We start from the raw sequence: 25,726 nt of genomic DNA on the forward strand, positions 1-25,726 counted from the left end.
GGAACGCTTTAGATGGAACACGTCGATCACATCCTGGTCGTCGACGATGACCGCGAAATCCGCGAGCTGGTCGGCAACTACCTGAAAAAGAGCGGCCTGCGCACCAGCATCGTTGCCGATGGCCGGCAGATGCGCGCCTTCCTCGAAGCCAACAGCGTCGACCTGATCGTGCTCGACATCATGATGCCCGGTGACGACGGCCTGCTGTTGTGCCGCGAACTGCGTGCCGGCAAGCACCGCAATACCCCGGTGCTGATGCTGACCGCCCGCAACGACGAGACCGACCGCATCATCGGCCTGGAGATGGGCGCAGACGACTACCTGACCAAGCCCTTCTCCGCCCGCGAACTGCTCGCTCGCATCAACGCGGTGCTGCGTCGGACCCGCATGCTGCCGCCCAACCTGACCATCAGCGAAAGCAGCCGCCTGCTCGGCTTCGGCCAGTGGCGCCTTGACACCACCGCACGTCACTTGCTCGACAGCGAAGGCACCCTGGTGGCGCTCAGCGGCGCCGAGTACCGCTTGCTACGGGTGTTCCTCGACCATCCGCAACGGGTGCTGAGCCGCGAGCAGTTGCTCAACCTTACCCAGGGCCGCGAGGCGGACATCTTCGACCGCTCCATCGACCTGCTGGTCAGTCGCTTGCGCCAGCGCCTGGGCGACGACGCTCGGGAGCCCAGCTGCATCAAGACCGTACGCAGCGAAGGCTACGTCTTTTCACTGCCCGTGCAGCTGCTCGAGTCACCCTCATGAAATGGCCCCGCACCCTGGCCTCGCGCCTGGCCCTGATCTTCTTCACCGGATTGGTACTGGCCTATGGGCTGTCGTTCAGCCTGCAGGCCTATGAGCGGTTCGTCAGCAGCCGCTCGATGATGCTCAGCAATCTGGAACAAGACGTCGCCACCTCGGTAGCCATCCTCGACCGCCTGCCTGCGGCCGAGCGCGCCAGCTGGCTGCCTCGCCTGGAGCGGCGCACCTACCGCTACCGGCTCGACCCGGGGGAGTCGGGCGAAGCGATGCCAACCGAGAACCCGCCGATGGCCGCCGATTCGATCGTAAAAGCCATCGGCCATGACTACCGCCTGACCTTCCAGGATATCCCTGGCCCGAATGCGCACTTCCAGGTCCATTTACGCCTGGCGGATGGCGCGCCCTTGACCATCGATGTCACGCCGGCACCGGTGCCCATGGCTACCTGGCTGCCAACGGTGCTGCTGATCCAGTTGCTTGTCCTGTTGCTGTGCACCTGGATGGCCGTGCGCCTGGCCATCGGCCCACTGACCCGCCTGGCCCAGGCCGTGGACAACCTCGACCCGGACAAACCTGGCGTGCAACTGGACGAAAGCGGCCCGCGAGAAGTTCGCTACGCCGCGGCTGCGTTCAACGCGCTGCAGGCGCGAATCGCCGCTTACTTGAAGGAGCGCATGCAACTGCTGGCCGCGATCTCCCATGACCTGCAAACCCCCATTACCCGCATGAAGCTGCGGGTCGAGGTCATGGACGATGGCGCCGATAAGGACAAGCTGTGGAGCGACCTCAACGCCATGGAGCATCTGGTGCGTGAGGGCGTCGCCTACGCCCGCAGCATGGACAGCAGCACCGAAGCGCCTTGCCGGATCAACCTCGACGCCTTCCTCGACAGCGTGGTGTTCGACTATCAGGACAGCGGCGCCCAGGTCGCCCGGCATGGCACCACCGATAGCCTGCTGGAGACCCGTCCCCATGCCCTGCGCCGGGTGCTGGTGAACCTGATCGACAACGCCCTCAAGTTCGCTGGCGCTGCAGAGCTGGAAGTGTCCCGCGAGGGCGGCAGTACGCTGATCCGCGTGCTCGATGACGGCCCCGGCATTCCTGCTGATGAGCTGGATGACGTGCTCAAGCCCTTCTACCGGGTGGAAGGCTCGCGCAACCGCAGCACGGGCGGCACCGGGCTGGGCCTGGCGATCGCCCAGCAGCTGACCCAGGCCATGGGTGGCCAGCTGACCCTGAGCAATCGCGCCTCTGGCGGGCTGTGTGCCCAAATCGAACTGAAGTGAGTCTGGCCAGCGCCCGCGCTGGCCCATGACTTTGCCCACGATCCAGATCGCTACAGTCCGATACACAAACGCCCCTTCACCGACACACTGCAGATACCCCCCGCCTTCACACTCTCGGCATACCACCACAACCGGGAGCGCCCTCGATGAAATCCCTCACCCTGCCCAGCGGCTGGAAGCTGTTCGCCGCCCTTGCCGGCCTGACTTTGGCCATGACCGCCGTGGTACTTGCCAGCCACCCCATTGGCTCGGATGGGCTGCGCAGCGCGATACGCGCCACTGCGCGCAGTTCGTTCGCGTTGTTCCTGCTGGCCTTCCTGGCGTCGACGCTGGTGACCTTCCTCCCCGGTAGTGGCAGCCGCTGGCTGATACGCGAACGACGGTTCCTGGGCCTGGCGTTCGCTTTCTCGCACACCGTGCATGGCCTGTTGATCTACCGCTATGCCCAGCAGTTCCCCGAGTTGTTCTGGGCCGGTCGCACGGTAACCTCCAGCCTTCCTGGCAGCGTGGGCTACCTGTTCCTGCTGCTGCTCACCCTGACCTCGTTCAAAGCGCCGATGCGCCTGTTGGGCGGGCGTGCCTGGAAAACCTTGCACAGCACCGGAATGTGGGTACTGGCGGGTGTGTTCTGCTTCTCGTTCTACAAGCGCGTCCCCCTGGGCGGCTGGTACCCGGTGGCATTCGCCATCATGTTCGCCGCCCTTGCCTTCAAGCTCACCGCCAAGCTGGCCCAGCGCCAACGCCGCACCACCACCGCCCTTTCCTGAGATGAGCCCTGACCATGACGACCCTGACCCGCGCCCTGACCCTTTTCGACCGTTTCGGTACCTGGAGCGCCGACCTGCCGCTGCGGCTGTTCCTGGCCTGGGAGTTCTTCGAGTCCGGCCTGGAAAAATTCAACGGCAGCAACTGGTTCGGCGACCTGCAGGCAAGCTTCCCCTTCCCCTTCAATCATCTGCCGGCGCAGTTGAACTGGCAGCTGTCGATGTGGGCCGAGCTGATCCTGCCACTATTGCTGCTGTTGGGCCTGGGTACGCGGCTGGCCTCGGCAGGCTTGATGGTGGTGACGGTGGTCGCCATCGCCGCCGTGCACTGGCCGGCGCACTGGTCGAGCCTGGCTGAACTGGCCCAGGGCTATGCCATTACCGACCAGGGCTTTGGCAACTACAAGTTACCGCTGATCTACCTGGTCGCACTGCTACCGCTGCTGCTCAAGGGCGCCGGACGGTTGAGCCTGGATCAGTGGCTGAGCCAGCGCTTTCTTCGCCACGCTTGAGTGCCACGCCCGGTCCCGATAAATTTCCCGGCGCGTCGCTCGTTTTCTGTTCAGATCAATGACCAAGAGAACGCGCCGTGGACCTGCAGATCCTTCTGGGCAAGCTGTTCGCCAACGCTGGGAGTGTCGGCCTGACCGGCACCTTCCAGTTCATCTTCGATGCCACTCACGCGTGCTGGTTCGAGGCCGGCGGCCGAGGCGGCAGTGGCCGTCATGCTGCCCCGGATGTCACCATCGAAGTGGCCACGCCCGACTTCATGGGCATCATGGGCGGCCAGGCCAATGTCGAGGAACTGTTCGCCACTGGCCGCCTCAAGATCGACGGCAATCTTGGCCTTGCCACTTTGCTGCCTCAGGCCATCGACATGGCGCTCAATGGCGCCAGCGCCCCCAGGGTCGAGGCCAACCGCCGTTACCCTCCACGTCCCCGCCTGAGCGATGCCCTTTCAGCCAGCCAGCCGCCCTTGCTCAGCGTGGAGCGTCGTGCGCACAGCAGCCTGTCGGTCGAGGCGTTCCGTGAACGTTACATGCTGCATGGCATTCCTGTGGTGATCAGCGATGCTTTGCAGGACTGGCCTTTGTTCACCACCGGTCGCCAGGCTTCGCTGGAGCTGTTCGCCAATCTGCAAGGCATCACCCGCCATGGCGACTACGTGAAGAAAACCTTCTCCACCGAACGCGACTTCCGCTCGACCTCGATGGCCGAATTCATCGCCAGCCTGGATGCACCCGCCCCGCCAAGCAGACACGGTCAGCCGCCGGCATACATGGGCAACAACATTCTGCCTGCGCAGTTGCTCGAACACATTCGCTATCCGCGCTACTTCAACGCGGCGCAGTTCATACCACCAAGGATCTGGATCGGCCCGAAGGGCACGCTGACACCCTTGCATCGCGATGACAGCGACAACTTGTTCGCTCAGGTGTGGGGGGAGAAGTCGTTCATCCTGGCCGCTCCCCATCATCGCGATGCGCTCGGCTGCTGGGCAACATCGCCCGACGGGGGACTGGAGGGTTGCGATGTGGACCCAAAGGCGCCGGATCCGCAGCGTTTCCCGGGCTGCCAGGCGGTTCATTTCATGGAGGTGGTGCTGCAGGCGGGGGACTTGCTGTTCTTGCCGGAGGGTTGGTTCCACCAGGTGGAGTCTCGCTCCACCTCACTGTCGGTGAACTTCTGGGTCGACTCGGGGCGCGGCTGGAGAAACTCGCCCTTGCCCGGAATGACCGGCCAGCACGCCCCCGTCTGAAGATCAACGAGTGCCTACGATCACACCTTGCTCGCGCAGTGAAGTGAGCAACGCCAGGCCTTGCAGGTCTACATCACCCAAGGCCTGAAGGCGCGCGCGGCCAGTGCCTGAAACCACGGCCAGCAGTTGATAGGCCATGGCTGTCAGCCGGGCGAAGCGCACCTGCAGGTCAGCATCGCGGTAGACCAGCAGCAAGGTTGGCGCGGCGGGCGCTTGCTGGGGCTGAAACGGCGGGCCGATCTGCTCTACCGGCCATTGATAGGCCAACACCCTGGCCGTGCAGGACAACAGCGGCTCACCTTCGAGCAGATCACCCCTGGCGTCATGCGGCGGGTCCTGTGCATCGCTGAGGTACAACTGCGCTTCGACCCACTCGTAATGGGCCAGCTCCAGCTGCCAGGGTGCGTCGAGTTCGATGCCTTGCAGGTAGTCGATGAAGGCTTCGGCAATTTCGGTGAACAAGGGCGTCTGGCAGCGGTAGTTGGCATAGAAGTGATGCACCCGCGCATGCCAGGCGGCATCGCCCAATGTCTCCCTCATTACCGGGAAACTCCCCGCCAGCAAGCCCTCGATGGAACCGTAGAACAGATCGCGGTACACCTTGAGCCGCCTCGCCTCGATGCCCGGTGGTGGCGCATGCACCTTCGGGTCACGAAGATGCCGGGCCAGGCGCCATTGCTGGTCACGCAGCGTCTCGTTCATCACGGTCCTCCTGTGCTGCCTGTTGCACGGCGCGTACCCGCGCGGTTTCCGCCAGCAGCTCGGCCAGCGGCGGGTAGTTGAAATCCCGTTCCAGCAGCGTCGGTTGCGTACCGAAGCGCCGACAGGCAGCGTGAAACAGCGACCAGACAGCCTCTTTCACGGGCGCCCCATGGGTATCGACCTTGAGGTCATCCGCCTCGTCATAGTGCCCGGCCACATGCATGCCGGTTACTCGTGCCACCGGCAAGCCATTGAGGAAGCCCGCTGCGTCGTAACCGTGGTTACAGGCATTGACGAACACGTTGTTGACGTCGAGCAACAGGTCGCAATCGGCTTCATCGAGCACCGCATTGATGAACTCCAGCTCGCTCATGGCTTGGTAGGGCGCGGCGTAATAGCTGATGTTCTCCACGGCGATACGCCGTTGCAGGTGGTCCTGAACCTGACCAATTCGCGCGGCCACGTGGTGCACGGCCTCGTCGGTGAACGGTATCGGCATCAGGTCGTACAGATGGCCATCGTCGCTGCAGTAGCTCAAGTGCTCGCTGTACAACCCGACGTGGTAGCGGTCGAGAAACTGGCGGGTCTGGTCGAGAAAAGCACGGTCAAGCGGCAGGCTTCCGCCCAGGGACAGGGACAGACCATGGCAGGTGATCGGAAAGCGCTCGGCCAACCGTGCCAGCCCCTGGCCATAGGCCCCCCCGACACCGATCCAGTTTTCCGGCGCGCATTCCAGGAAGTCGACCGCGCCGTCTTCCATTACCAGCAGTTCGCGCAGCAATCCGCGACGCAGGCCCAGGCCGGCACGCATTGGGTTGTGATTCATGGCGGTCACTCCATAAGGCACGACGCCCGCCTGCCCGGCAGGGAGCGTCGTGGGTAACGCAAGGGTGAGGGTCAGGACTTGCCGGCCAGGTGGCTGAATAGCCCGTCAGGCATGGCCTTGCCGTTGGCCTGGTAGATCGACTTCAGATGATCGTAGGCTTCCTGCTCGGAGATGAAACCATCGTGGTTGCGGTCGATCTTGTCGAAGTCGGCGGCACGGTCCTTTGCCACCACCAGAAACTCCTGGCGCGAGACCTTGCCGTCGTGGTCGGTATCGGTTCGAGCGAAGGAGGCATCGCCACATTTACCCTCCCCGCATTTGCCCTCTGCCCCGGCCTTGGTGCTGGCGCCACACTTGCCTTCGCCGCATTTACCTTCACCGTGAGTAGCCTTGGCACTGCCACCACACTTGCCTTCGCCGCACTTGCCTTCGCCTGGGACCTTGGCTGAAGCCAGTTGATAACCCTGGGCCAGCGGTTCGGCCGCGAACGCAGTGCTGCCAAAGGCCATGCTACCGATCAGTGCAGCGCCGAGCAGTCCGAGAGTATTGCGTGCATGAGTCATGGTGTTGCTCCACTTGTGGTTGGGAAGTGGAGCCATTAAGCCGCTTGGATGTGTCGCAGGTGTATCACCACAATCTGCGTTTGGTATGAGAATGCGTCTGTTGCCGTGACAGATACACAGCGATACATTCAGACCCCGTCAGCTGGCGGCAGTCGAGGTCCGTGCAGGGTGGTCAGTCTTCCAGCGGCTTGGGGGGCGCCGCCGGCTTGGCCGGTTTCGCCGGCTTGCTGTCCTTGGCCTTGGGCTCGGGTGCAGCTGCAGCCGCTACCGGTTCCGGCGCAGTGATGGTTTTCTCGCTGGCCGGCAGGTCGTCGACGGCCTTGAGGATCACCTGTGGGTCGATCTTCTCGCCGGTGTCGTCGTCCCTGAGCATATGACGCTCGCCATCCTTGCCCACCAGAATGACCTTGGTCCCCTTGCTTGCCCCAAGCTTGAGCTCGCGGATCAGGGCCATGGTGGTCTGTTGCTCGAGGTTCTTGTCCTCGCGCTTGCCCATCATGTTGGCGACGCTGTATAGCACCAGGCCGCGTTCCTTGAAGGCAGCCTGGGTCGCGGGGTCCTTCAGTGCCTCGTTCAGCCCCCGCAAGGTCGGGTCGGCTGAACTCGGGGCAATGATCACCAAGGGCCGTGCCTTGCCCAGTTCCTTGGCCAGTGGCGCGTCGCTGTCGGCGGCGAACACAGGGCCTGTGACGGCGAGCAAGGTGGCGAGGGTCAGTGACCGGACGAGCATGCGCATCTCCTTAATGTTTCGATAAACCAATGACTACAGATCACGGAGAAAAATCCGATCCGGAGCCTAAACCAGTTCCAACGCCCAGTGGCCAAGGAAAAGTAACTGACAGTTTCCAGCCCTGCGTCAGACTCGGACGTCGAGCCCTTCAGAAAGTGCCGATACCCTGACTGAGCATAGTCCAAAGCCACGGGCGCGCAGGGGCTCAATGGTTTGCGCCGGGCCGCGGTCAGACGTCGATCCCGGGGTCTTCCGGGCCGATTTCCATGGCCCTGAGTGTGATGTCGAGCATCAAGGCGCGCCGGGCGGCACGCTGCTCCTCAAGGGTCGCATCCGACTGATCACGCCGCTGTTCATCAGTCAGCGTGTCATCGTCGAGCACCGTTTCAAGCCGTTGCCTGAATGGCTCGTCGACCGACGCGAAGCGATCAGGATAGGTGCGCTCCAAATGCTCTCGCCAGAAGGCACGATCCACCAGCGAGCGTGCGACGTCGTCTACGTTCTGCTCCCAGGCGAGAATCCTGGTTTCAGCCTCTGCCAAGGCTGCTTCATCGACGCCTGACAACAGGCGAAAGCTCATGCTACCCACCGTAATCGGCAAACCCAGCCGGTCGCGAAGACCAACCCGATAAGCCAGCCCGACCTCGCTCTCATCTGGATTGCCACCCCGTTGTTGCCGTAAGCGGATCTCCTGCGCGGCATACCGATCAACGGCATCCTGACGCCATAAACGCCTGCCCAGCGCGAGCAGACTGCGCTCTGGGTTTCCCCCGACCCGGGTCCGAGCACGCCAGGTCAGCACATTCAGCTCCAGGTTGCTCAGGCACCAAGTGGCGCCGTCCTGGCAACCCCACTCGTCATTGGCCACGACGAACAGTTCGTCACGCAGCGAGGCATCCATCGCCATCGCCTGCAGAAGGGCCAGCACCCGGTTTGCGAGGGACGGGGCATCGATGTGGAAATCGGCTGAATGCACCAACTGCTGCAGCACCCGGAACAACCGCTCCGACACGGCGCCCTGATCGACGGTTTCCCAGGCCGCCATCAGCAGGCCGCGTAACCGTGGGCCGATGGCATCCCCCCACACTTGACGTGCGTGAGCGAGCTGTTCATTGCGCAAGGCTTCGTCCACGGGTTCGGAAATATCCATGAGCGAAGCATGCAGACGCATCATTTCTGCCTCGCCCAGCGGGTTACCGGCCAACCTGATACTGCGCCGGGTACGGAGCGAGGCCTGGTAGAAGCGCTCGGGTATATGCCTGATGCGATTCTCACGCAGATCCACGTAGACCAGCTCATGGTTGAGCAGGCCGCTGGGAAACTGCCTGATGGCCGTGCTGCGCAAATTCAACCAGCGAAGTCGGGTCAACCCAGCCAAGGTGAACGCGCGCCCCAGCGGGTTGTAGGACAGATCGACGTACTCCAGGTTGCCACAGCTGGCCAGCATGGCGGATTGCGCCATATCGAGGACGATCTCGTTGTTGGTAAACGTGAGATGACGCAGGTGTTGCATCTGCAACAACGACTGCGGCAGGCGGGTCAGGTAGTTGCCGCCCAGGTCCAGGACCTGCAAGCGAGGGAAAGCCAATAGAAAGCTCGAAGGCAGGTCCTCCAGATCCATGCGCAGCAATGACATTTCGGAAACATGGGCAAAGCTGACCTGCGCCGGTATAGGCGGCAGCTCACCGAGCCTGGAGTTGTAGGTCATGATGCGGTAGTCCTGGTCGGTATTGAGTTGCGACTCGCCAACCGAAACCGTTCGACGCCAGCAGTCGATCATCGTCGTACGAAAACTGTCCCGATCCTCCCAGACATCACCCTCGACCTCGCCCACCCAGGCGCTCAGGGTGTTGCGCAAGACGGTCAGCTGCTGCTGCAGCGTGCTCAATACCGTCTCGACCCGGCGTCCGGACCGCTGCACATGAGTGATCCAGGCCTCCACCTGCTCATCGGTGAACGTGGGGTACAGCTCACGCAACATTGCACTGAGCGAACGATCGGCACCTCGCAATTCGCCCGAACTGCACCCGCCCAGGGGGTAGCCGAGGCGACCGTCGGCCAAGCGCAAGGGCAAGCGGGTCGCACCCGGGCGCAACGGACTGAGCAAGCGCTTGACCTCGGCTCTTCGCTGCGCCGCTTCAAGTCCCAGGATCACCCGAAGGTTGTGCGCGAAAGGTTCGGCGATTGCCATGGCTTCACGCTGACTCGCGCCATAGGCCCTGGCCATGACGTCGAACAGCTCCCCTGGCTCACCCAACAGCACGCCGTGGGTGTCGCGCAGTTGGAAGGCGCCGTTGGTGTGCACCAGGTCGAACGCTTGCTGCCCTAGCTCGGTCGAGGCTAGCAATGGCCCCTGAAAATAACCCTCGAACAAGCGCCAGCGGATACCCTGCTCGCCACCTGGCAGGTGCTTGAGCATCCCCAGCGCGACGCGCGCCAGGTCTGCGTTTTGCGGTGTATCGATGTTGAATGCCTCGAACACCCGCGCGGTACGAATGCCCAGCACACAGCGCCGCGCCGCCTCAGCCAGACGCAATGGCACCCGGCCGTGCTCCAGCAGGGTTCGGCGGTCCTGTACGTTGGCTGCCTCGACAAGCGCTTGCGCGGCTCGCGGGTACAGCCCCGTGAAGACCCGGCGCAGCGTGGCGCTGCCCGGGCTTTCTACGGGCTGCTGGGCCTCGTACAAACGTCCCAGCAACAGCCGTCGCTGAGTCCAGGCAAGCTCAGCCAACGCTTGGTCGGACAGGCTTTGGGCGCCTGTCAGCCCGCGGGCCTGGTCCAGCACCATCGGATCGTCGACCACCTCACCACCACGCAAACGGTTGATCGCTCGTCGAATACGCTGGTCAAGGCCGATGCGCTGTGCACTGTCGAGCATTCCAGGCTCAGGCGCCAGGCCATAGACATGCAGGGCCCGTACATGGTCACCATCCATACCTTGGAACAGCAGTACCTGATCGATTTGTTCGTCGTTCAGTTGATTGAGCGGCTCACCCAGCCGGCGGAACATCCGATGGGTGTCGCGCCAGTCTGCCGGCTGCTCGCTCCAAAGTCGCCAGGCGCCGGCACCATTGCTTCGCAGGGCCGGGCCATGCCCGTTATGCGGACGCAACTGCCACTGCCCTTCGCCACCTTGCTCGACCACCGGATAATGATGCCCGTCCATCTCGATCCAGGCGTGATCGCCCAAGCGCCAGATGCCCTGCGCATCCCGGGTTGCCGCCGCGCCAGGCGATGTGCTGCGGTAGGGCATCAGGTCCTGCTGCCAGAGCTTGGTACTGCCGTTTTCCAATTGCGCGGGCACCATGGCATCGACCAGCGAAGAGCGCGTCCACAACCGCCGTACGACCACTCCCCCGACAGCCACGGCACCAATGGCCGCAAGGTCGATGGCTACGTTGGTCAAGTGGTCGAGCGCCTCCTGGTGGTCGCCATCACGCCACGCTTCGATACCGTGATAAACCTCGTCCAGCAGTTCCCACACGGCCACTGCCAGCAAGGCGGCACCGATGACAGGAACGAACAGACCTGCCACGTTGAGCAGTGTCCAGCCCTGTGCTGCCAGGCGTTCGTCATGGGCCCTTTGGACTTCACGATCGAGTTCGGCGACCGGCATGGCGATGACGGCGGCATCGTCCTTGATCTGGCGGACGCGGGCATGGGCGAGGCTATTGAACAAGGGTGCCGGGTAGGCGCGTAAGCGCGGCTTGAGGTCCAGCGTCGCCCATGCGGGCAAATCGGCGTAATCGGGAATGATCGTGGAGAAGAATGCCTGGCTGTCACGGCGGCGCACGAAGCGGGTGAAGAATCGCTGGTAGGACGGCTCACGCAGCCGATTGCCAAGCGCGCGCGCAAGCTCATCCATGCTTGCGAAGGCACTCCAGGCTGCCACCGGATCACCCGGGACATGCATCAGCAGACGCCGGGTCGTGTCCAGCAGCGGCCCCTGGTCGATGGCTTGCAGCACGACGATCTGCTCCAGCTCGCACCCCAGCAGGCTCAAACGCCTGGCAACCACCAGATCGCCCGCCAGGCGCAGCAACTTGCCGTCGATGCACATGGCCACCAGCAACCTGAGCTCGCTGTCGTCCAGCTGTTGCTCCTGTCTGGCCTTGTAGGCGTCGACCAGCATGCTGAAGCGGCTGGCGTCACGCAGCAAGGCCTCCACGCGCTCGTCGCGGTCGCCGGGCGAAAGGATCGAGTCCAGGTGGCGTTGGTAGGCCTCACCCAGATCGAGCTCACGGCACAGGGCCGCGAACTCGATGGCCGTGGGCGGCTTCACCGAACCCTGGCGCGGCATCAGCAGACGGTTGCCCACCGGCTGGCCGCCTGCCAGCGCCTGTTCGGCGGTGAAGTTACGCAGTGCGACCTCGAGCAACGGCTTTTCTTCGTACACCACTTTCGTCAGGTGCGCGCCTACCGGTTGCTCGTTGATGACAGGTTCGCGGCGCCCCTCCAGAAACCGCATGCGGCGCAGGTTAGCGGTGATGCCGTAACGGTCCTGCAATGCGGTTGCCAAGGCCGACTCGACGAAACCGTCGATATCCTGCAGGCGCGTCAGCAGTCTGTTCAGTTGCTGCCGGCAGGCAAGGCTCTGGGCCAATGCCTTGCCGATCTCGGGTAACTGTGCGACCGGCGCATCGCGCAGCCATCCAGGCAACCGCCTGCCAATGATTCCGTCCTGGTAGGCCCTGCTCGCCTTTCGATAGGTTTCGAAACGCTGGGCTTCGACCGTCACATTGTCTTGCGTGGCGGTTTGTGTGTGTGGCGATGGTTTCGTGCCCATGCTCGCGGCCTCGTGGTCGACAAAGACCGCCAGCCTAGGCAGCAAGGGTGTTTCAGGGCGCTAGATAGGTAATACCCGCCTCAGAACAGCAGTAGCTGACGATCGGTCAACGCCGAGAAGTCATCGCCGACAAAGGGCAGGATGGCGTCTGCCACGGGTTGAAGCTGGCGACTGAGGTAATGGTCGTAGTCGATGGGCGACTGCAGGTTTTCAAGCGGTTCCGGGCCTGCGGTGGTGATCACATAGCTGATCCATCCGCCATTCTGGTATTGCCGCGCGCGCCCCAGGCGGCTGTTGTAGTCGTCGGCCATGCGTGCGGCGCGCACATGGGGTGGCACGTTGCGCTGATAATCGGTCAGTGGCCGACGCAGGCGTTTGCGGTAAACCAGCAATGCGTCCTGCTCGCCTGCCAGGGTGCTTCGCACGAACTCCCGGACATACTCGCGATAAGGCTCGCCGCGGAAGATGCGCCCATACAGCGCCTGCTGGAATTGCTGGGCCAAGGGCGACCAGTCCGTGCGTACCGACTCCAGTCCCTTGTACACCACATCGTCACTGCCATCGGTGCGCTGGACCAGGCCGGCGTAGCGCTTCTTGCTGCCCTCGTCGGCACCACGAATGGTGGGCATGAGGAAGCGCCGGTAATGCGTTTCGAACTGCAGCTCAAGGGCACTCTCAAGGCCCATGGTCTCACTCAGGTGATGGCGCCACCACTGATTGACCTCAGCCACCAGCGCGCGACCGATTCGGGCCGCAGCCTCCTCGCCATGGGCCCCTTTGAGCCAGACGAAGGTGGAGTCGGTGTCGCCGTAGATCACGTCATAACCTCGCGCCTCGATCAACGCGCGGGTCTGGCGCATGATCTGATGGCCGCGCAGGGTGATTGACGATGCCAGGCGTGGGTCGAAGAAGCGGCAACCATTGGAGCCGAGCACGCCGTAGAACGCATTCATGATGATTTTCAGCGCCTGGGACAGCGGTGCATTGCCTTCACGCTTGGCCGCCTCCCTGCCCTGCCACACCCGCGCCACGATAGCCGGCAAACAATGCTGGCTGCGCGAAAAGCGCGCGCCCCGAAAGCCTTCCACCGAGTGTTCCTCGTCCGGCTGGCGCAAGCCCTCGACCAGTCCCACCGGGTCGATGAGGAAGGTACGGATGATCGAGGGGTACAGGCTTTTGTAGTCCAGTACCAGCACCGAGTCGTACAGGCCAGGGCGCGAGTCCATGACGAAGCCACCGGGGCTGGCTTCGTCCGGGCGACTGCCCAAGTTGGGGGCGACGAAGCCCAGGCGATGCATGTGCGGAATGTACAGATGACAGAACGCGGCCACCGACCCGCCACTGCGATCCACCGCCAAACCGGTGACGGACGAGCGCTCCAGCAGGAATTCCAGCAGCCGCGTATGGGCGAAGATGCGGGTGACCAGTTCGCAATCCTTGAGGTTGTAGCGCGCCAGCGATGGCTTGTCCTGGGCGAACATGCGGTTGATTTCGTCCATGCGCTGGTAAGGGGTCTCGATGGCCTTGCCCTCCCCTAGCAGAGTCTGGGCGACGTTCTCCAGGCTGAACGAAGGGAAACTCCAGGTTACCGAACGCAGCGCCTCGATTCCGTCGATCAGCAGGCGACCGGGGGCATCGGCAAACACATGGCCCCGGCTGGCCTGGGCGCGCAAGCTCAGGACAGCGCCATTGCGGCCCAACGCCAGTGGCACGTCCAGTTGCTTGGCATGTTCGTGCAACAGCCGCAGGTCGAACTGCACCAGATTCCAGCCGATGATGGCGTCGGGGTCGTGGGTGGACAACCACTGGTTGAGGCAGGTCAGCAGTTCGGTGCGGCTGTCGCAGTAGTGCAGGTCGAAGTCCAGGTCTTGAACATCGCCATTGGCTGGGCCGAGCATGTAGACCTGTCGCTGGCCACAGCCTTCCAGTGCGATGCTGTAGAGCTCGCCGCGCTCGCTGGTTTCGATGTCCAGCGAGACCAAGCGCAGGTTTGGGCGGTAGTCCGGCGAGGGTTTGAGCTGGGCGTCGCACAGGACCCCTTGAGCGTCGGGTTTGCCGGTGAACTGCACGGGAGCGGTGATGAAGCGCTCCATCAGGTAGCGCTCGGGGGGGCGTATGTCGGCCTCATGGACCTCGATCCCGGCGCTGCGCAGGCGTTGTTCCAGTTGCATCAGCTGGCGGTGCTGGCGGGTGTACAGGCCCATCACCGGTTGCTGCTCGAAGGTTCGCAGGTCCAGCGGTTTGAGTTCGACAGCCGTTTCATTGGCCAGCAGTGCGCGGGTGCGGTCGGCGTCTTCGCTGGCGATGAAGGCGATTGACGCCTGAGGGGCCAGGCGTACCTGGCGGGGGCCTTGGTCGGTAGCCAGCCAGAATTCCACGCAGGTGCCTTGGGGGGTGTCATGCCAGTGTCGGGTCAGGACGAAGCCCTGCTGCACATTCACTGCGTTGTCCTCAGAATGGCTGTTCGATTCAAGAGGTGATTCTACCTCCAGTCGCCGATGGGAGGTTCGACAACGGCAGAATTCGCGAGTGCGCACCCGTTCAAACACACCCGGTTGCGACTTCAGGAAGTTTAAAAGTGATGACGCGTCGCCTTGGCAAATGGATGCTCACGCATCCAGAAACCAACACGCCAGACGTCAGGTCACCAACGTAGGCGCGGCATTCAAACCGCGCGAGGCTCCAACCGCTGCCTCCGGTCTCCCGGCCTCCTGTCGTGGCAATCGGCTGAACCTGAACTTGCGCACACGAGAAGCAAAGAAGAGCAAGAGCGACACCGAGAAATCACCCGTATAGGTAATTGATATCCTTGTAGGCCAACGCTGGCACCTGCCCCAGCAGGAACTCACGCAGCTTGCCCATCTGCCGGGCCTTGGGACTCGCCTTGAGCCAGGTCATGTAATAACCATCCCCCGTCGCCACCGCATGCTTGAACGGCGTCACCAACCGCCCCGCCGCCAAGTCAGCACTGGCCAACACCAGGTCCACCACCGAAATCCCCAACCCTTGCTGCGCCGCGGAAATCCCCTGGTCGAGCGTATCGAACACCTGACCATGGTCGATGCTGATATCCAACGCATCCATACGCGCCAACCAGCGCCGCCAGTCTCGCCTATCCGGTGACGGATGAAGGAATTCACAGTGACGCAGATCCCCCAGGTCCGGCTGCGGGTTATCCAGGTAATCTGGGTGACACACCGGGATCAGCCACTCATCGAACAACTTGAAACTCTCGACATCGGCCGGAAAACGCCCACTGGCCAGCAAAATCGCGCAATCGTAGGGCTCGGAATAGAAATCCACCGTGTCGATGTCCATCCACACGCTCGACAATTGCACGCTGCAACTGTCATCGACCTTCTTGAACGCATCCAGCGCCCTCAGCAGCCAACGCACCGTCAAAGTCGATGGCGCTTTCAAACGCAGGCCATAGCGGTCCTGACGCAATAACGCACATGCATTCTCGATGATCTTGAAGCCAACCTTGAGCTCCTGGGCCAACAACCGCCCGTGCTCGGTCAGGCGCAACTTGGGACCTCGGCGCTCGAACAGGTCGCAGCCGAACATCGCTTCCAGGGTCTTGATGTGGTGACTGACCGCCCCTTGGGTCAAGGCCAGTTCCTCCGCCGCCCGGGTGAACGACCCGTATCGAGAAGCCACCTCGAACGCACGCAGCGCGTGCAAAGCCTGAATCCGTTCCGACATGGGGTCTTCCGAAGCATGAGTGAGACTAATAGTAGGTCATAGTTCCACGCGTTTTACAACCTGAGGGCCGTCTCAGAAAATGCAGGTAAATAACAAAGATAAACAAACAAACTGCCTGCATATGACTGGAACGTCCACTTATCTTAAACGCCTGGGGAAATCATGTTTACAGGTTATGGAAACTGCTATCGCCTGGATGCGCTAGACGCGGCCTCTGAACATGTCCGGAATTCGCAACACTGGACCTACACGACCATACAACACTTCAAAGGCGTCCTTGCCAACCCCGAATTTCCTTGCCTGTTCGGGCGCAAGGCAGTGGCTGCCGAAACCTGCCACATCCTCTTCGCACGCGCCGAATACCTGGCTGACGACATGGCCAAGGGGCTTGCCGACTATGTCGTGAACATCAAGCACGTGCCGGTCAAGCAACGCATCGGCAGCCCCCTGGTGGTGTTTCTCGAAACGGCCAGCGAAATGACCCTTGCCGAACAACAGGCCTTGGCCTGGAAAGTCTTGCGTGGCGTTCACGCGCGCGACCCTCACCCCTGGCCCCAGGCCATCCCGACCGACCCTGACGACAGCGGTTGGTCGTTTTGCTACGCCGGCATGCCGCTGTTCATCAACATGAACTTTCCCGGCCACCAGCAGATGAAAAGCCGCAACCTCGGCGCGCACATCACCTTCGTCATCAACCCGCGGGAAAACTTCGACGAAGTCGCCAACGCCAGTACTGAGAGCGGCAAGCGCATCCGCGCCCGCATCCGCGAACGCGTGCACCATTACAACGATGGCGTCGTACCAGACACCCTCGGCTTCTTCGGCCAGGACGACAACTACGAGTGGAAGCAATACCAGCTTCAGGAGCAAGGCTCGCTGAACCCACCACGCTGCCCCTTCCACGCCCTGGCAACCTCTGAATCATTGATCGAGAACTGACCGTGAATACCGCACTGACGCTGACCTACGCCCTGACCGTCCTGCTGCTGATCGCCACCCCAGGCCCGGTGGTGGCACTGATCGTCAACACTGCCGCGGCCTCAGGCTCGCGCAAGGCCATCTTTACCGCTGTCGGCACCAACTGGGCATCGCTGGTACTGATCGGCGCGGCAGCTTGGGTCATTCTGACCAGCGCCGCCATCGACAAGACCTGGCTCAGCGCCATGAGCCTGCTGGGGTGCCTGTTCATCGGTCATATCGCCGTGGGCACCCTGAAAGACGCGCTGCAAGCACCGGCTGCCGAGGCATCCGGCGAGGCATCCAAGGCTGGACGCGGAGGCTTGTGGCAAGGGTTCATGGTCGGCATTTCCAATCCCAAGGACATCATCTTCTTCATCGCCTTCTTTCCCCAGTTCATCCAGATCACCGAATCGTTCGGCAAGAGCATGGTGGTACTGTCGCTGCTCTGGGTGTTCATCGACTTCGCGGTGCTCAGTCTCTACATCTTCGCCATTGGCAAGATCGCCTCGCAGCGTAGCAACCGCCTCATCAGCTTGGCCTCGGGCGTCGCCCTGCTTCTGATTGCCACCGGTGGCCTGCTGTACAACCTCAAGGAGCTGGCCTCCTGACACAGGCGAGCCAACCCCGTCGCCCCAGAAAGAGGAATGCCCATGACGACGACCGACACAGCCAACGACGCGCCGGACATGCCCTCTTCCCTGCAGCAGGACTATCAGCATTTCCTGTTGATGGGTAACCAGCGAGCGCCGCACACCTTGCAGGTGCACGAGCGCGGCTATCGCTCGGGCACCATCAACACCGATGCACTGGGCTTTCGCTACAGCCATTTCGCTGGCAAGCGCTTCTCGGCGGCCGAACGTGGCCCGGCAGGACGTGTCAACCTGCTGGTCGGTGGCTCCGCCGTATTGGGCATTGGAGCCAGCTCCGACGAGCACACCGTGGCCTCGCACCTGTCGATGCTCACCGGAGAGGTATGGCTGAATCTGGCCAGTTGCGGACTCAACGCCAGCCAGGAACTGCTGCTGTTCCTCACCCATCAGCACCGCTTCGGGCAGATCGGCCACGTGGTGGTTCTAAGTGGCCTGAACACCTTGGCCCACGAAGGCTTGAGCGAAGTCCTCGACGGCCTGCTCGACCCACAGCATGCCAAGGCCCAGCAGGCATTTCTCGACAGTTTCAAGGAAGGGGTTCAGCCCCCGGCCTCGCCGACCAACCAGTCCTTGTGGCGCCGCCTGGGGCAAGCCCTGGCGCCGCGCAGACCATCTACCCCGATCAACTGGACACTCTCCTCGCCAGAAAAACGCATGGCCCGCGCCGCCGACACCATCGGCCGCACCCTGCGCCAATGGGAGCGCATGCTAGCCGACAGCCACGCCACGCTCACCTTCATTCTCCAGCCACTGCTGCCCTGGTGCCGGGACACGGTACCCGCTGGCGAGCAAGCAATGCTGGCAGCCCTGGAGCGTCGACCGGCGAACTTCGACAAGTTGTTGGAGGATGCATTCGACAGCCAACTGCACATGGCCTACTTCCGCCGTATCAAGCGCCAGGCCGACCCGGTTCCCTGCTATGACATGAACAGCATGCTCAGCAGCTCACCTGTATTCGCCGCCGAGCTGTTCGTCGATCGCCTGCACCTCAACGACCTGGGCAACAATGCAGTAGCCAAGGTGATCACCGCCAAACTTGGCCTGGCCCAGGAAAAACACGCTCCGCGCAAGGTCACACCGATCAAGCTCGTCTGACAGTTGCCCTTGGGCCTTCCGGCAAGCGCCTGGGCATGGCTAGAATACGTCGTCGTTCCGTTATGCCTGAGGCACCCTGTACCGGCCATGAACCTCGTTGTCCTGCATCAGACCCTGCCCGCTGGCCATGACCGCTGTTCGTCGTGCGAGGGCAGCCTGTGAGTCGCGTCCGTCCCCTGCCTGCGCTGTTGTTCGCCCTGTTACCGCTGGCCGCGCAAGCGCTCGATGTGCGCATCGATCCCCATGCCGACCTGCTCTATCGCCAGGCCCTGCCACTGCTCGAACAGGCCGATACCCAGGAAGACAACCCTAGCCCCCTGCGCACCGCCCTGGGCAGCGACCCTGAGTTGACCCGCCAGGGCGAGGCCATGGCCCGCACGTTGCCGACGGCCGTGGCATTGCTGAAGAAGTCCGTGGAATTGGGCCACCCGGTGGCGCAGTACCGACTGGCCCTGTACTACATGACCTACTTGCCGGCAGCACAGATTCCGGATGCCGCCTGCCCATTGCTGGAGGACAGTCTCAAACAAGGGTTCGCCCCTCCTGCCTCGGCCATTGCCAGCTTGTGCGCGCCGTACAACACCAGCCCGACCTACCGCCAGGAGCTGGAAGCCATTCCCAGCATGGCCACGCTTTACGCACCCTACTACCCGCAACCGGCCTTGCGCCTGGCCTGCAATCGCAGCCAACCACAGGGCCTGCAGATGCAATGGGGGCGTCAGCGCGACTACCAGGCCGAGGTCTACCGGCTGTTGAGCGACCTGGATCCGCAGCAGCGTCAAGACCTGTTGCAAAAGGCTATCGAGATCAATGGCTGCGCCACCGCCCAGCAGCGTTTGGCCAGCCACCGCTGACAGAGCAAGATCGTTCAAGCCATCGGCTCCCTCGCTCTGGCATGCTGGCCTGCCTAATCGACGTGTCGTCATCGCCATGCCCAGCAGCCTTCCCATTGCCCGTCAAGCCTTTCTCCACGGCGCCATCGCCATTCTCCCGCTGTCCCTGGCCGTGGCCCCGTGGGGGTTGCTGGCAGGCTCCATGGCCATCGAAGCCAACCTCAGCGCCTGGGAAGGCCAGGGGCTTTCGGCCATCGTCTTCGCGGGCGCGGCACAACTGGTGGCCATTGGCATGCTCAAGGGCGGCGCCAACCTGGCGTCGATCCTGCTCACCACCCTGCTGCTGACTTCTCAGCACTTGCTCTATGGCCTGTCCATGCGCCCGGTGCTGTCGAGTCAGCCGCTGCGCTGGCGGCTGGGTCTGGGCTTTCTGCTCACCGACGAGTTCTTCGCGCTGACCAGCCATTACGACCAGCAGCAGTTCAACCGCTGGTACGCACTGGGTGTGGGCCTGACCTTCTATATAGCGTGGAACCTGTTCACCCTGGCCGGGATCATCCTCGGCCAGAACATCCCGCACCTGGATCAACTGGGTCTGGACTTCTCCATCGTCGCCACCTTCGTCGCCCTGATTGCGCCGCTTGTACGCAGCCTGGCGACGGTCGTGTGTGTGGCGGTATCGCTGTTCTGCTCGGTGCTGTTCAGCTACTGGCAGTGGGAAACTGCGCTGGTGGCTGCAGGCCTGCTAGGCATGGCGGCGGGCTTTATTTGTCAGAAGTTTTCCGGAGGCCGCGCATGATCTGGTTGCTGATATTCACCATGGGCGCGGTGGTATTCCTCAACCGCTATGCCTTCCTGGAACCTCGCCTGCCCCTGCGCCTGAGCTCCAATGCCCGGCAGTTCCTGGGCTTCGCCGTGCCCGGCATGCTCACGGCCATCTGCGGGCCGATCATCTTCCTGCCCGACCACCAACTGGACCTGAGCCCGCTCAATCCTTACCTGCTTGGCTCGCTGGTGGCCATCGCACTGGTGCTCTGGACGCGCAGCGTATTGTTGAGCATGCTGGTGAGCATGTTGATCTTCTTTCTTCTGCGTAGCTGGCTGGCATGAGCAGACCCCTGCGCGAACAGACCCACCTCTGGCAAGCGCCTGCCCTGGGCGATGTGGAGATGCTGCATGCGCGGTATTTCCAGCAACGCTTTGCCCCGCACGTGCATGAGGGCTACGTATTTACCGTGATCGAGTCCGGGGCCCAGCGCTTCTGGCATCGAGGCAGCGAGCATCTGGCACCGGTCGGCAGCATGGTACTGATCAATCCCGATGAGCTGCACACCGGGGCCACCGCCCATGAAGCCGGTTGGCGCTATCGCGGTTTCTATCCGGAGCACGAGCGGGTCACCGGCGTGCTGGACGAGCTAGAGCTTGGCCGCCATGGCATGCCGCATTTCAAGGAAAGTGTGATTCAGGACCCGGCCCTGGCCTTGGCGTTCAGCCAACTGCACCAGCTGTCCGAATCCGGCGCCAGTGCCCTCGAGCAGCAAACCGCCTGGCGCCAGGCGGTACTGGCCCTGGTGCAGCGCCACGGGCAATGCGCCGAACCTGCGGCGCCCGGCCAGGAACCGCTGGCAGTGGCCCGCGCCCGCGAACTGCTGGAAAGCCAGCTGGCCGACCCGCCCTCGCTTGAAGCGCTGGCGGCGGCGGTCAACCTGTCGCCGTTCCATTTTGCCCGGGTATTCCGCCAGGCCACCGGCCTGCCGCCACATGCCTGGCTGAAGCAGCGCCGCCTGGCCCGGGCACGGGAAATGCTCAAGCGTGGCTGGGCAGCCTCGGAGGTAGCGTTCGACCTGGGTTATGCCGACCAGAGTCATCTGAGCCGGCAGTTCAAGCAGGCCTATGGAGTGCCCCCTGGGGCCTACCGGCAGGCGTGCATCAGCTCAAACATGCCTGCCCGATCGCTCACAATGCCAACTCAAGTTGCAATGGATGCAGCAGGTCCCGTCGAATCCTGACGGCAACACCAACCAGGCGCACGGCTCGCCCCTGCCGCTTGCTTTCCCAAAGCATTCGACACAGCCCCCGCATGACCTGCGGTTGTAACGCCAGGGCGGGCGCTTCGGCAGTGGCAACAGAAAAATCGGAAAACTTGAGTTTGACTTGATTCTTGATAATAGGCGGTGCGTTGCCTAGCGCTTGCAAGCGGGTCGCTAAACTCGCCAGTAGTTCATCCAGCTCTCGGATACAGCAAGCAAAATCATCACAATCGCTGGGCAACGTATGCTCAACACCGAACGACTGCATACCACTGGGCTTGCCTTCGTAACCTTCCCGGCCCCGGCAACGCTCCCACACATAGAAACCGTGAGCGCCAAGGTGACGCAGCAGGGCCGATATCATCTCGTCTGTGACATCAGCACATTTTGTACACCCCAATGCTTGCAATACCGCCCAGGTCTTGGGACCCACCCCTGGAATCTTGCGAATGTCCAGGCTCGCAAGAAAGGCCTGCACCTGATCCGGCGCGATAACGAACTGGCCGTCAGGCTTGTTCACCTCCGAAGCCATTTTCGCCAGGTACTTCAAAGGAGCGATACCCGCAGAAGCTGTCAACTGCAGCTCTTGTTCAATGGTCGCCCGGATCCGGCTTGCCATGTAAGTCGCCGATCCGCTGCAGTGCGTCTGCCCTGTCACATCCAGCGTTGCCTCATCCAGCGAGAGAAACTCGACGCTCGAGGTATAACGCCGGAAAATGATGTCCAGCCTGCGAGTCACTGCCTCGTAACGCTCGAAGCGCACAGGCAACAGGACCAACCCCGGACATAAGCGTTGCGCTGTTGCGGTTGCCATGCCGCTCCTGACGCCAAATCGCCTGGCGATGTAGTTGGATGTACTGATCACACCCCGGTCAGTCGCCTTTCCGCCGACAGCGACAGGTCGTTCACACAACCATGGGGCATCCAGCAGCTCGACGGCAACGAAGTATGAGTCCATGTCGATGTGAATGAATTTGCGCCCGTGACCGTTCGGTTGCTGCCCCGCGCTGTCATGCGATTGAGCGTTTTCAGTCAAGCACGAATACCCCCAGCGAGACCGATCCATCGGTATTACGAACCTTGTGCACACCCTGAATATGCGGGGCAAATTCGGGGTATTGCACAGACAACGCCTCGACTGCCTGCAGGTAGCCAACCAAAGCCGCAGTCCAGCGCTCGCCGGGGGCGATACACATGATCCCTGGCGGGTATGGAATAACCCCCTCGGCCGCAACCCTGCCCGTAACCTCTCCAATGCTCTGAAGGCGGGCTTCGCCACGCACAAACCGCTGGTTGGCCTGATACGGGGGGCAATCCACCTGTGCCGCACCAATGGCACTGAAGATCTCACTTTGCCTCTGTTCTACCTGATGTGCGCGATAGAGCGTATTGATGCGCTCACCGAGCATAGCAAGGGATAGCCCCTGATAAGGCGCTGGAGCTAAACGCAGCGAAGGCAGCAGTTGCAGCACCGCAGCCCCCTCGAGCAAGTGCACTTCGAAAAACTCCAGAACATGCACCAACCCATTCAAGGCGGCATTGTTGCTGGATGGCGTCATTAGCAGGGTGAAGGTGTAGAAATCCGTTTTTTCCGGGGTAAAGCCGCAATCTCGCAGGTACTGGGTGACCAGGCATGCCGGGATGTCGAGCTGTCCTCGAGTAGTGAAAATGGCTTTGCATGGGTCGATGTAGTGCAGACCAGGCTCGATAGGTAACGCGCCCTGCGCCTGGTATTCGAGCGGGGTTTCGGAAACAGGCGGCATCAGTGGCCGGATGAACCGGCAGCGGCGTGCCACTTGGTCCCGCAATGTCTGCGCAGCGGCCAACGCCTGCCGCCAATGCCGCTCGCCTTCGCCGTCGGCAAGCATGGCGGCATTTACCTCCAGCGACATGAACAAAGGGTAGGAAGGGCTGGTCGAGGCGTGTTGCATGAAGGCGGCATTGAACACTGGCCGCGGGCAGTAACTTGGCAGATGGCCGATATGCCGGTCTTTCTTGTGAATCTGCGACGCCTGGGAGAGCCCGGACATCTGCTTGTGCACCGACTGGGTCACGACAATACCGGGGGAGGTATCGATCAACTGCACGTTCAGCGGCGACAGTGTGGCCAATGCCGGAATGAAAGGCTCATACCCAGCCCAGGCGCCGTCGAACAGTACGTATTCACAAAGATGGCCAATGCGCGCCAACATTGCCGCTGCGTCGACCACAACTCCATCGCAGGTCGCCTGCTGGATTATCGCCAGACGAAAAGGCCTGGGTTCGTGCGACCGCCGCTCACAGATCTGACCCACCCGGCTGCGCAAGTGCCCCTCATCCAGGGCACCCAATCGGTAGCCGCCCAGCACCCCCCGCTCATCTCGTACATTGTCCAAGTACACCGGCAATGCACCGCACTGGATCAAGGCACCGAGAAACACCGACTTGTGGTTGTTTCGATCCATCAACACCAAGTCGCCTGCCGCCAGCAGAGCGCTGGCAACCACCTTGTTCGCAGTAGACGTGCCATTGAGCACGAACCAAGTATCGTCGGCACCAAAAACCCTTGCCGCCAGTTGTTCGGCCTCTTGTACCGGGCCTTCATGACCGAGCACGTCACCCAGCTCCGGTGCTGCATGGGGGATATCCACATGAAACACTTCCGGCCCCAGCAATTGCCGGAAACGGGCACCGGCCGGGTGCTGCTGTAAACAGGCTCCCCCTTGGTGACCAGGGCAGGCAAACGTGGGTCGGCGTTTGTCGACAAATGATGCAAGCGCACGGGTGAAGGGTGGTAAAACCTGCTGTTCAAAGGCGAGTGCAGCAGCTATCAGCCTGGCCTTGTCATGCTCAGATAATGGCAATTTCAGCTGCCGCTCGTCCCCCCCCTCTGCCGGACCACTCGCAGCGTTCGAACTAATGAACAGTGGTAAACGCCAACGCTCCACCGCTTCACGCACGGTCGCTTGCAGCGCGTCCTCAGGTGTCATATACAAAGCCGAAGCGAGTGCAAGATTTACCGACGAATCCAAAGGTATGGTTTGCACGCCCTCCCACATGTCTACATCGAGCGCCACGCTATAGACGATTGTCGGTGTCATGGTTTTTTCCTTTCAGGTTCCAGCGCACTGGAGCAATAAACAACATCAGCGTCATCCAGATGAAGGTCGCCGGCCCTGCAAGTACAAACACCAAACTGGCAACCAGCCCTGAAACGGCATCACCCATGACGGCCGTGAAATAGTAGAGAGAGAAATTCCTGCCAACTTCCTGCTCACCCGACAAGCACTGGATATTGGTCACGATAGCGATATCGACAAATGCTCCAATGAAGCCGACCAGAAATAGGGCCAGCAGGAATATCCAGCTGTTGACTTGCAGTGCGATTGCGGCAGCCAAAAACAATGCGCCATACAGCAGCCAATACCGCAATACCGTCCGAGTGGTAGTGCGCGGGTTCAAACGTGTGTAAAGCACACCCCCCAGCACAGTACCTGCAGCAAGCAACGAAATTACGTAACCAACCGCCGCTTCGGAGGCAAAATGTTCCAGCACCGCAGCCGGAAGGATGAAGCGAATGACCGACGTTGCAAAAAGTGCACAGAGCGTGGTGCAGCCAATAACGGCAAATAATGGGGCGTTGTTGCTCCTGAGCTTGCTCACATTGCGTGCGGCATCGCGAATTATGGCACGCCCATCAAACACCTGATGCTTGCCTCGCCTGCCAGGTCTGAGGGCGGTGATGGAAATGGCCGACAACACTAGGCACAGCACAAAAAACAGGAAAGTCGCTTCGCGCGTCAGCAGCAGCACACATGCCGAAAAAACCAGCGGACCGACAATCGAGGCGACATCTTCGATCACCTGAACCCCACTGTTCACCGAGGCCAACAGATGCTTTTCGACAAGATCGGGAAAGTATGCTCGAAAGGTCGGCGCATAAAGGCATTCCAGTGCCGTCATGACCATCGCCAACCCAACCAGCACCGGCAATACAGACGTGTGCAGACTGAACAAGGAAAAGAAGGCAAGAGCCAAAACACCTTTGCTCACCTCGACCGCCAACAGCGTTCGTTTCTTGTCGCCGTTATCTGCCAGCCAGCCGCCCAGGGGCGAAAATACCACACTCGGCAAGTAGCGGAAGAAATAGGCAATGCCGATCAAAAGCAGGTCGGCATCGGCCATGGACACGATTGCCACGGCAAATGCAGCTTCGAAGGCAAACTCACCGCATTTGGAAAAGCAGTACCCCAACGCCAGCGAACGCGTTCCGTAATTAACAGTCAACGCCTGCATATCCGGTGCTCC

The 25,726-nt window shown here is 61.9% G+C and carries 22 protein-coding genes; 12 read left to right on the plus strand and 10 right to left on the minus strand.

Annotation, left to right across the window (positions count from 1 at the left end; genetic code table 11):
• Positions 1-12: 12 nt before the first annotated feature.
• The 5 genes from IF103_RS14150 (at position 13) to IF103_RS14170 (ending at position 4,559) form a co-directional block, all read left to right on the plus strand.
• The gene (locus IF103_RS14150; RefSeq protein ID WP_023381041.1) at positions 13-753 is read left to right on the plus strand and encodes a response regulator; all 741 of its coding nucleotides are present in this window, start codon (positions 13-15) and stop codon (positions 751-753) included.
• On the plus strand, positions 750-2,036 hold the full coding sequence (locus IF103_RS14155) for a sensor histidine kinase (protein ID WP_023381042.1): 1,287 nt from the start codon (positions 750-752) through the stop codon (positions 2,034-2,036). Before IF103_RS14150 ends, IF103_RS14155 begins: the two co-directional genes overlap by 4 nt.
• A 146-nt stretch (positions 2,037-2,182) precedes the next feature.
• Complete coding sequence (locus IF103_RS14160; protein ID WP_023381043.1) at positions 2,183-2,803, plus strand: ferric reductase-like transmembrane domain-containing protein; 621 nt, start codon at positions 2,183-2,185, stop codon at positions 2,801-2,803.
• A gap of 14 nt (positions 2,804-2,817) precedes the next feature.
• Positions 2,818-3,312, plus strand: a complete 495-nt coding sequence (locus IF103_RS14165; RefSeq protein ID WP_023381044.1) for an HvfX family Cu-binding RiPP maturation protein — start codon at positions 2,818-2,820, stop codon at positions 3,310-3,312.
• 77 nt (positions 3,313-3,389) lie between these two features.
• A complete protein-coding gene (locus IF103_RS14170) occupies positions 3,390-4,559 on the plus strand; it encodes a cupin-like domain-containing protein (protein ID WP_104883582.1) in 1,170 nt (389 codons plus the stop codon).
• A 3-nt stretch (positions 4,560-4,562) separates the two neighbouring features.
• Here the strand turns inward: IF103_RS14170 and IF103_RS14175 are convergent, their stop codons facing one another.
• The 7 genes from IF103_RS14175 to IF103_RS14205 all read right to left on the minus strand — a co-directional run bounded on the left by IF103_RS14175 (position 4,563) and on the right by IF103_RS14205 (position 15,871).
• The gene (locus tag IF103_RS14175; RefSeq protein ID WP_023381046.1) at positions 4,563-5,261 is read right to left on the minus strand and encodes an HvfC family RiPP maturation protein; all 699 of its coding nucleotides are present in this window, start codon (positions 5,259-5,261) and stop codon (positions 4,563-4,565) included.
• Entirely contained in the window at positions 5,242-6,087 is an 846-nt protein-coding gene (locus IF103_RS14180) for an HvfB family MNIO-type RiPP peptide maturase (RefSeq protein ID WP_023381047.1), read from the minus strand. The genes IF103_RS14175 and IF103_RS14180 overlap by 20 nt, the downstream gene beginning before the upstream one ends.
• A 71-nt stretch (positions 6,088-6,158) precedes the next feature.
• Positions 6,159-6,650: an HvfA family oxazolone/thioamide-modified RiPP metallophore gene (locus tag IF103_RS14185; RefSeq protein WP_023381048.1), complete on the minus strand. Its 492-nt coding sequence runs from the start codon at positions 6,648-6,650 to the stop codon at positions 6,159-6,161.
• 172 nt (positions 6,651-6,822) lie between these two features.
• Positions 6,823-7,380 (minus strand): DUF4174 domain-containing protein, encoded by a 558-nt coding sequence (locus IF103_RS14190; protein ID WP_104883581.1) that lies wholly within the window; start codon positions 7,378-7,380, stop codon positions 6,823-6,825.
• Positions 7,381-7,609: 229 nt separating this feature from the next.
• Positions 7,610-12,166, minus strand: coding sequence for an NEL-type E3 ubiquitin ligase domain-containing protein (locus IF103_RS14195; protein ID WP_202675418.1), 4,557 nt, complete (start codon positions 12,164-12,166; stop codon positions 7,610-7,612).
• Between the two features lie 80 nt (positions 12,167-12,246).
• Positions 12,247-14,607 (minus strand): DNA polymerase II, encoded by a 2,361-nt coding sequence (locus tag IF103_RS14200; protein WP_202675419.1) that lies wholly within the window; start codon positions 14,605-14,607, stop codon positions 12,247-12,249.
• Positions 14,608-14,950: 343 nt separating this feature from the next.
• The gene (locus IF103_RS14205) at positions 14,951-15,871 is read right to left on the minus strand and encodes a LysR substrate-binding domain-containing protein (protein ID WP_202675420.1); all 921 of its coding nucleotides are present in this window, start codon (positions 15,869-15,871) and stop codon (positions 14,951-14,953) included.
• A 162-nt stretch (positions 15,872-16,033) separates the two neighbouring features.
• Here IF103_RS14205 and IF103_RS14210 point away from each other — a divergent pair, with 162 nt between their 5' ends.
• From IF103_RS14210 to IF103_RS14240, 7 genes are all read left to right on the plus strand, one after another.
• Positions 16,034-16,810 (plus strand): YqcI/YcgG family protein, encoded by a 777-nt coding sequence (locus tag IF103_RS14210; protein ID WP_023381053.1) that lies wholly within the window; start codon positions 16,034-16,036, stop codon positions 16,808-16,810.
• 2 nt (positions 16,811-16,812) lie between these two features.
• On the plus strand, positions 16,813-17,439 hold the full coding sequence (locus IF103_RS14215; protein WP_104883579.1) for a LysE family translocator: 627 nt from the start codon (positions 16,813-16,815) through the stop codon (positions 17,437-17,439).
• Positions 17,440-17,481: 42 nt separating this feature from the next.
• Positions 17,482-18,576 (plus strand): hypothetical protein, encoded by a 1,095-nt coding sequence (locus tag IF103_RS14220; protein ID WP_023381055.1) that lies wholly within the window; start codon positions 17,482-17,484, stop codon positions 18,574-18,576.
• 158 nt (positions 18,577-18,734) lie between these two features.
• A complete protein-coding gene (locus IF103_RS14225) occupies positions 18,735-19,430 on the plus strand; it encodes an SEL1-like repeat protein (protein WP_202675421.1) in 696 nt (231 codons plus the stop codon).
• Positions 19,431-19,506: 76 nt separating this feature from the next.
• Positions 19,507-20,208: an AzlC family ABC transporter permease gene (locus tag IF103_RS14230; protein WP_023381057.1), complete on the plus strand. Its 702-nt coding sequence runs from the start codon at positions 19,507-19,509 to the stop codon at positions 20,206-20,208.
• Complete coding sequence (locus IF103_RS14235) at positions 20,205-20,519, plus strand: AzlD domain-containing protein (protein ID WP_023381058.1); 315 nt, start codon at positions 20,205-20,207, stop codon at positions 20,517-20,519. The genes IF103_RS14230 and IF103_RS14235 overlap by 4 nt, the downstream gene beginning before the upstream one ends.
• Positions 20,516-21,418, plus strand: a complete 903-nt coding sequence (locus IF103_RS14240; RefSeq protein ID WP_202675422.1) for an AraC family transcriptional regulator — start codon at positions 20,516-20,518, stop codon at positions 21,416-21,418. The genes IF103_RS14235 and IF103_RS14240 overlap by 4 nt, the downstream gene beginning before the upstream one ends.
• On the opposite strand, the gene dinB is transcribed toward IF103_RS14240, so the two are convergent.
• The 3 genes from dinB to IF103_RS14255 are packed head-to-tail and all read right to left on the minus strand — an operon-like array spanning position 21,366 to position 25,714.
• Positions 21,366-22,475, minus strand: a complete 1,110-nt coding sequence (dinB, locus tag IF103_RS14245; protein ID WP_252189404.1) for a DNA polymerase IV — start codon at positions 22,473-22,475, stop codon at positions 21,366-21,368. The two genes, IF103_RS14240 and dinB, sit on opposite strands and share 53 nt — an antisense overlap.
• Positions 22,468-24,519, minus strand: a complete 2,052-nt coding sequence (locus IF103_RS14250) for an Orn/Lys/Arg family decarboxylase (protein ID WP_202675424.1) — start codon at positions 24,517-24,519, stop codon at positions 22,468-22,470. Before IF103_RS14250 ends, dinB begins: the two co-directional genes overlap by 8 nt.
• The gene (locus IF103_RS14255; protein ID WP_104883575.1) at positions 24,497-25,714 is read right to left on the minus strand and encodes an MFS transporter; all 1,218 of its coding nucleotides are present in this window, start codon (positions 25,712-25,714) and stop codon (positions 24,497-24,499) included. Before IF103_RS14255 ends, IF103_RS14250 begins: the two co-directional genes overlap by 23 nt.
• Positions 25,715-25,726 lie beyond the last annotated feature (12 nt).

Origin of the sequence: Pseudomonas sp. SK2, from assembly GCF_016772395.1 — a bacterium.
Classification (GTDB): domain Bacteria; phylum Pseudomonadota; class Gammaproteobacteria; order Pseudomonadales; family Pseudomonadaceae; genus Aquipseudomonas; species Aquipseudomonas taiwanensis.

What these genes read in the sequence shown, in the direction of transcription:
- IF103_RS14150 (WP_023381041.1), top strand. Translation starts at nt 13, where the DNA reads ATGGAACACGTCGATCACATCCTGGTCGTCGACGATGACCGCGAAATC.
- IF103_RS14155 (WP_023381042.1), top strand. Translation starts at nt 750, where the DNA reads ATGAAATGGCCCCGCACCCTGGCCTCGCGCCTGGCCCTGATCTTCTTC.
- IF103_RS14160 (WP_023381043.1), top strand. Translation starts at nt 2,183, where the DNA reads ATGAAATCCCTCACCCTGCCCAGCGGCTGGAAGCTGTTCGCCGCCCTT.
- IF103_RS14165 (WP_023381044.1), top strand. Translation starts at nt 2,818, where the DNA reads ATGACGACCCTGACCCGCGCCCTGACCCTTTTCGACCGTTTCGGTACC.
- IF103_RS14175 (WP_023381046.1), bottom strand. Translation starts at nt 5,261, where the DNA reads ATGAACGAGACGCTGCGTGACCAGCAATGGCGCCTGGCCCGGCATCTT.
- IF103_RS14180 (WP_023381047.1), bottom strand. Translation starts at nt 6,087, where the DNA reads ATGAATCACAACCCAATGCGTGCCGGCCTGGGCCTGCGTCGCGGATTG.
- IF103_RS14185 (WP_023381048.1), bottom strand. Translation starts at nt 6,650, where the DNA reads ATGACTCATGCACGCAATACTCTCGGACTGCTCGGCGCTGCACTGATC.
- IF103_RS14190 (WP_104883581.1), bottom strand. Translation starts at nt 7,380, where the DNA reads ATGCTCGTCCGGTCACTGACCCTCGCCACCTTGCTCGCCGTCACAGGC.
- IF103_RS14195 (WP_202675418.1), bottom strand. Translation starts at nt 12,166, where the DNA reads ATGGGCACGAAACCATCGCCACACACACAAACCGCCACGCAAGACAAT.
- IF103_RS14205 (WP_202675420.1), bottom strand. Translation starts at nt 15,871, where the DNA reads ATGTCGGAACGGATTCAGGCTTTGCACGCGCTGCGTGCGTTCGAGGTG.
- IF103_RS14210 (WP_023381053.1), top strand. Translation starts at nt 16,034, where the DNA reads ATGTTTACAGGTTATGGAAACTGCTATCGCCTGGATGCGCTAGACGCG.
- IF103_RS14220 (WP_023381055.1), top strand. Translation starts at nt 17,482, where the DNA reads ATGACGACGACCGACACAGCCAACGACGCGCCGGACATGCCCTCTTCC.
- IF103_RS14230 (WP_023381057.1), top strand. Translation starts at nt 19,507, where the DNA reads ATGCCCAGCAGCCTTCCCATTGCCCGTCAAGCCTTTCTCCACGGCGCC.
- IF103_RS14235 (WP_023381058.1), top strand. Translation starts at nt 20,205, where the DNA reads ATGATCTGGTTGCTGATATTCACCATGGGCGCGGTGGTATTCCTCAAC.
- IF103_RS14240 (WP_202675422.1), top strand. Translation starts at nt 20,516, where the DNA reads ATGAGCAGACCCCTGCGCGAACAGACCCACCTCTGGCAAGCGCCTGCC.
- IF103_RS14250 (WP_202675424.1), bottom strand. Translation starts at nt 24,519, where the DNA reads ATGACACCGACAATCGTCTATAGCGTGGCGCTCGATGTAGACATGTGG.
- IF103_RS14255 (WP_104883575.1), bottom strand. Translation starts at nt 25,714, where the DNA reads ATGCAGGCGTTGACTGTTAATTACGGAACGCGTTCGCTGGCGTTGGGG.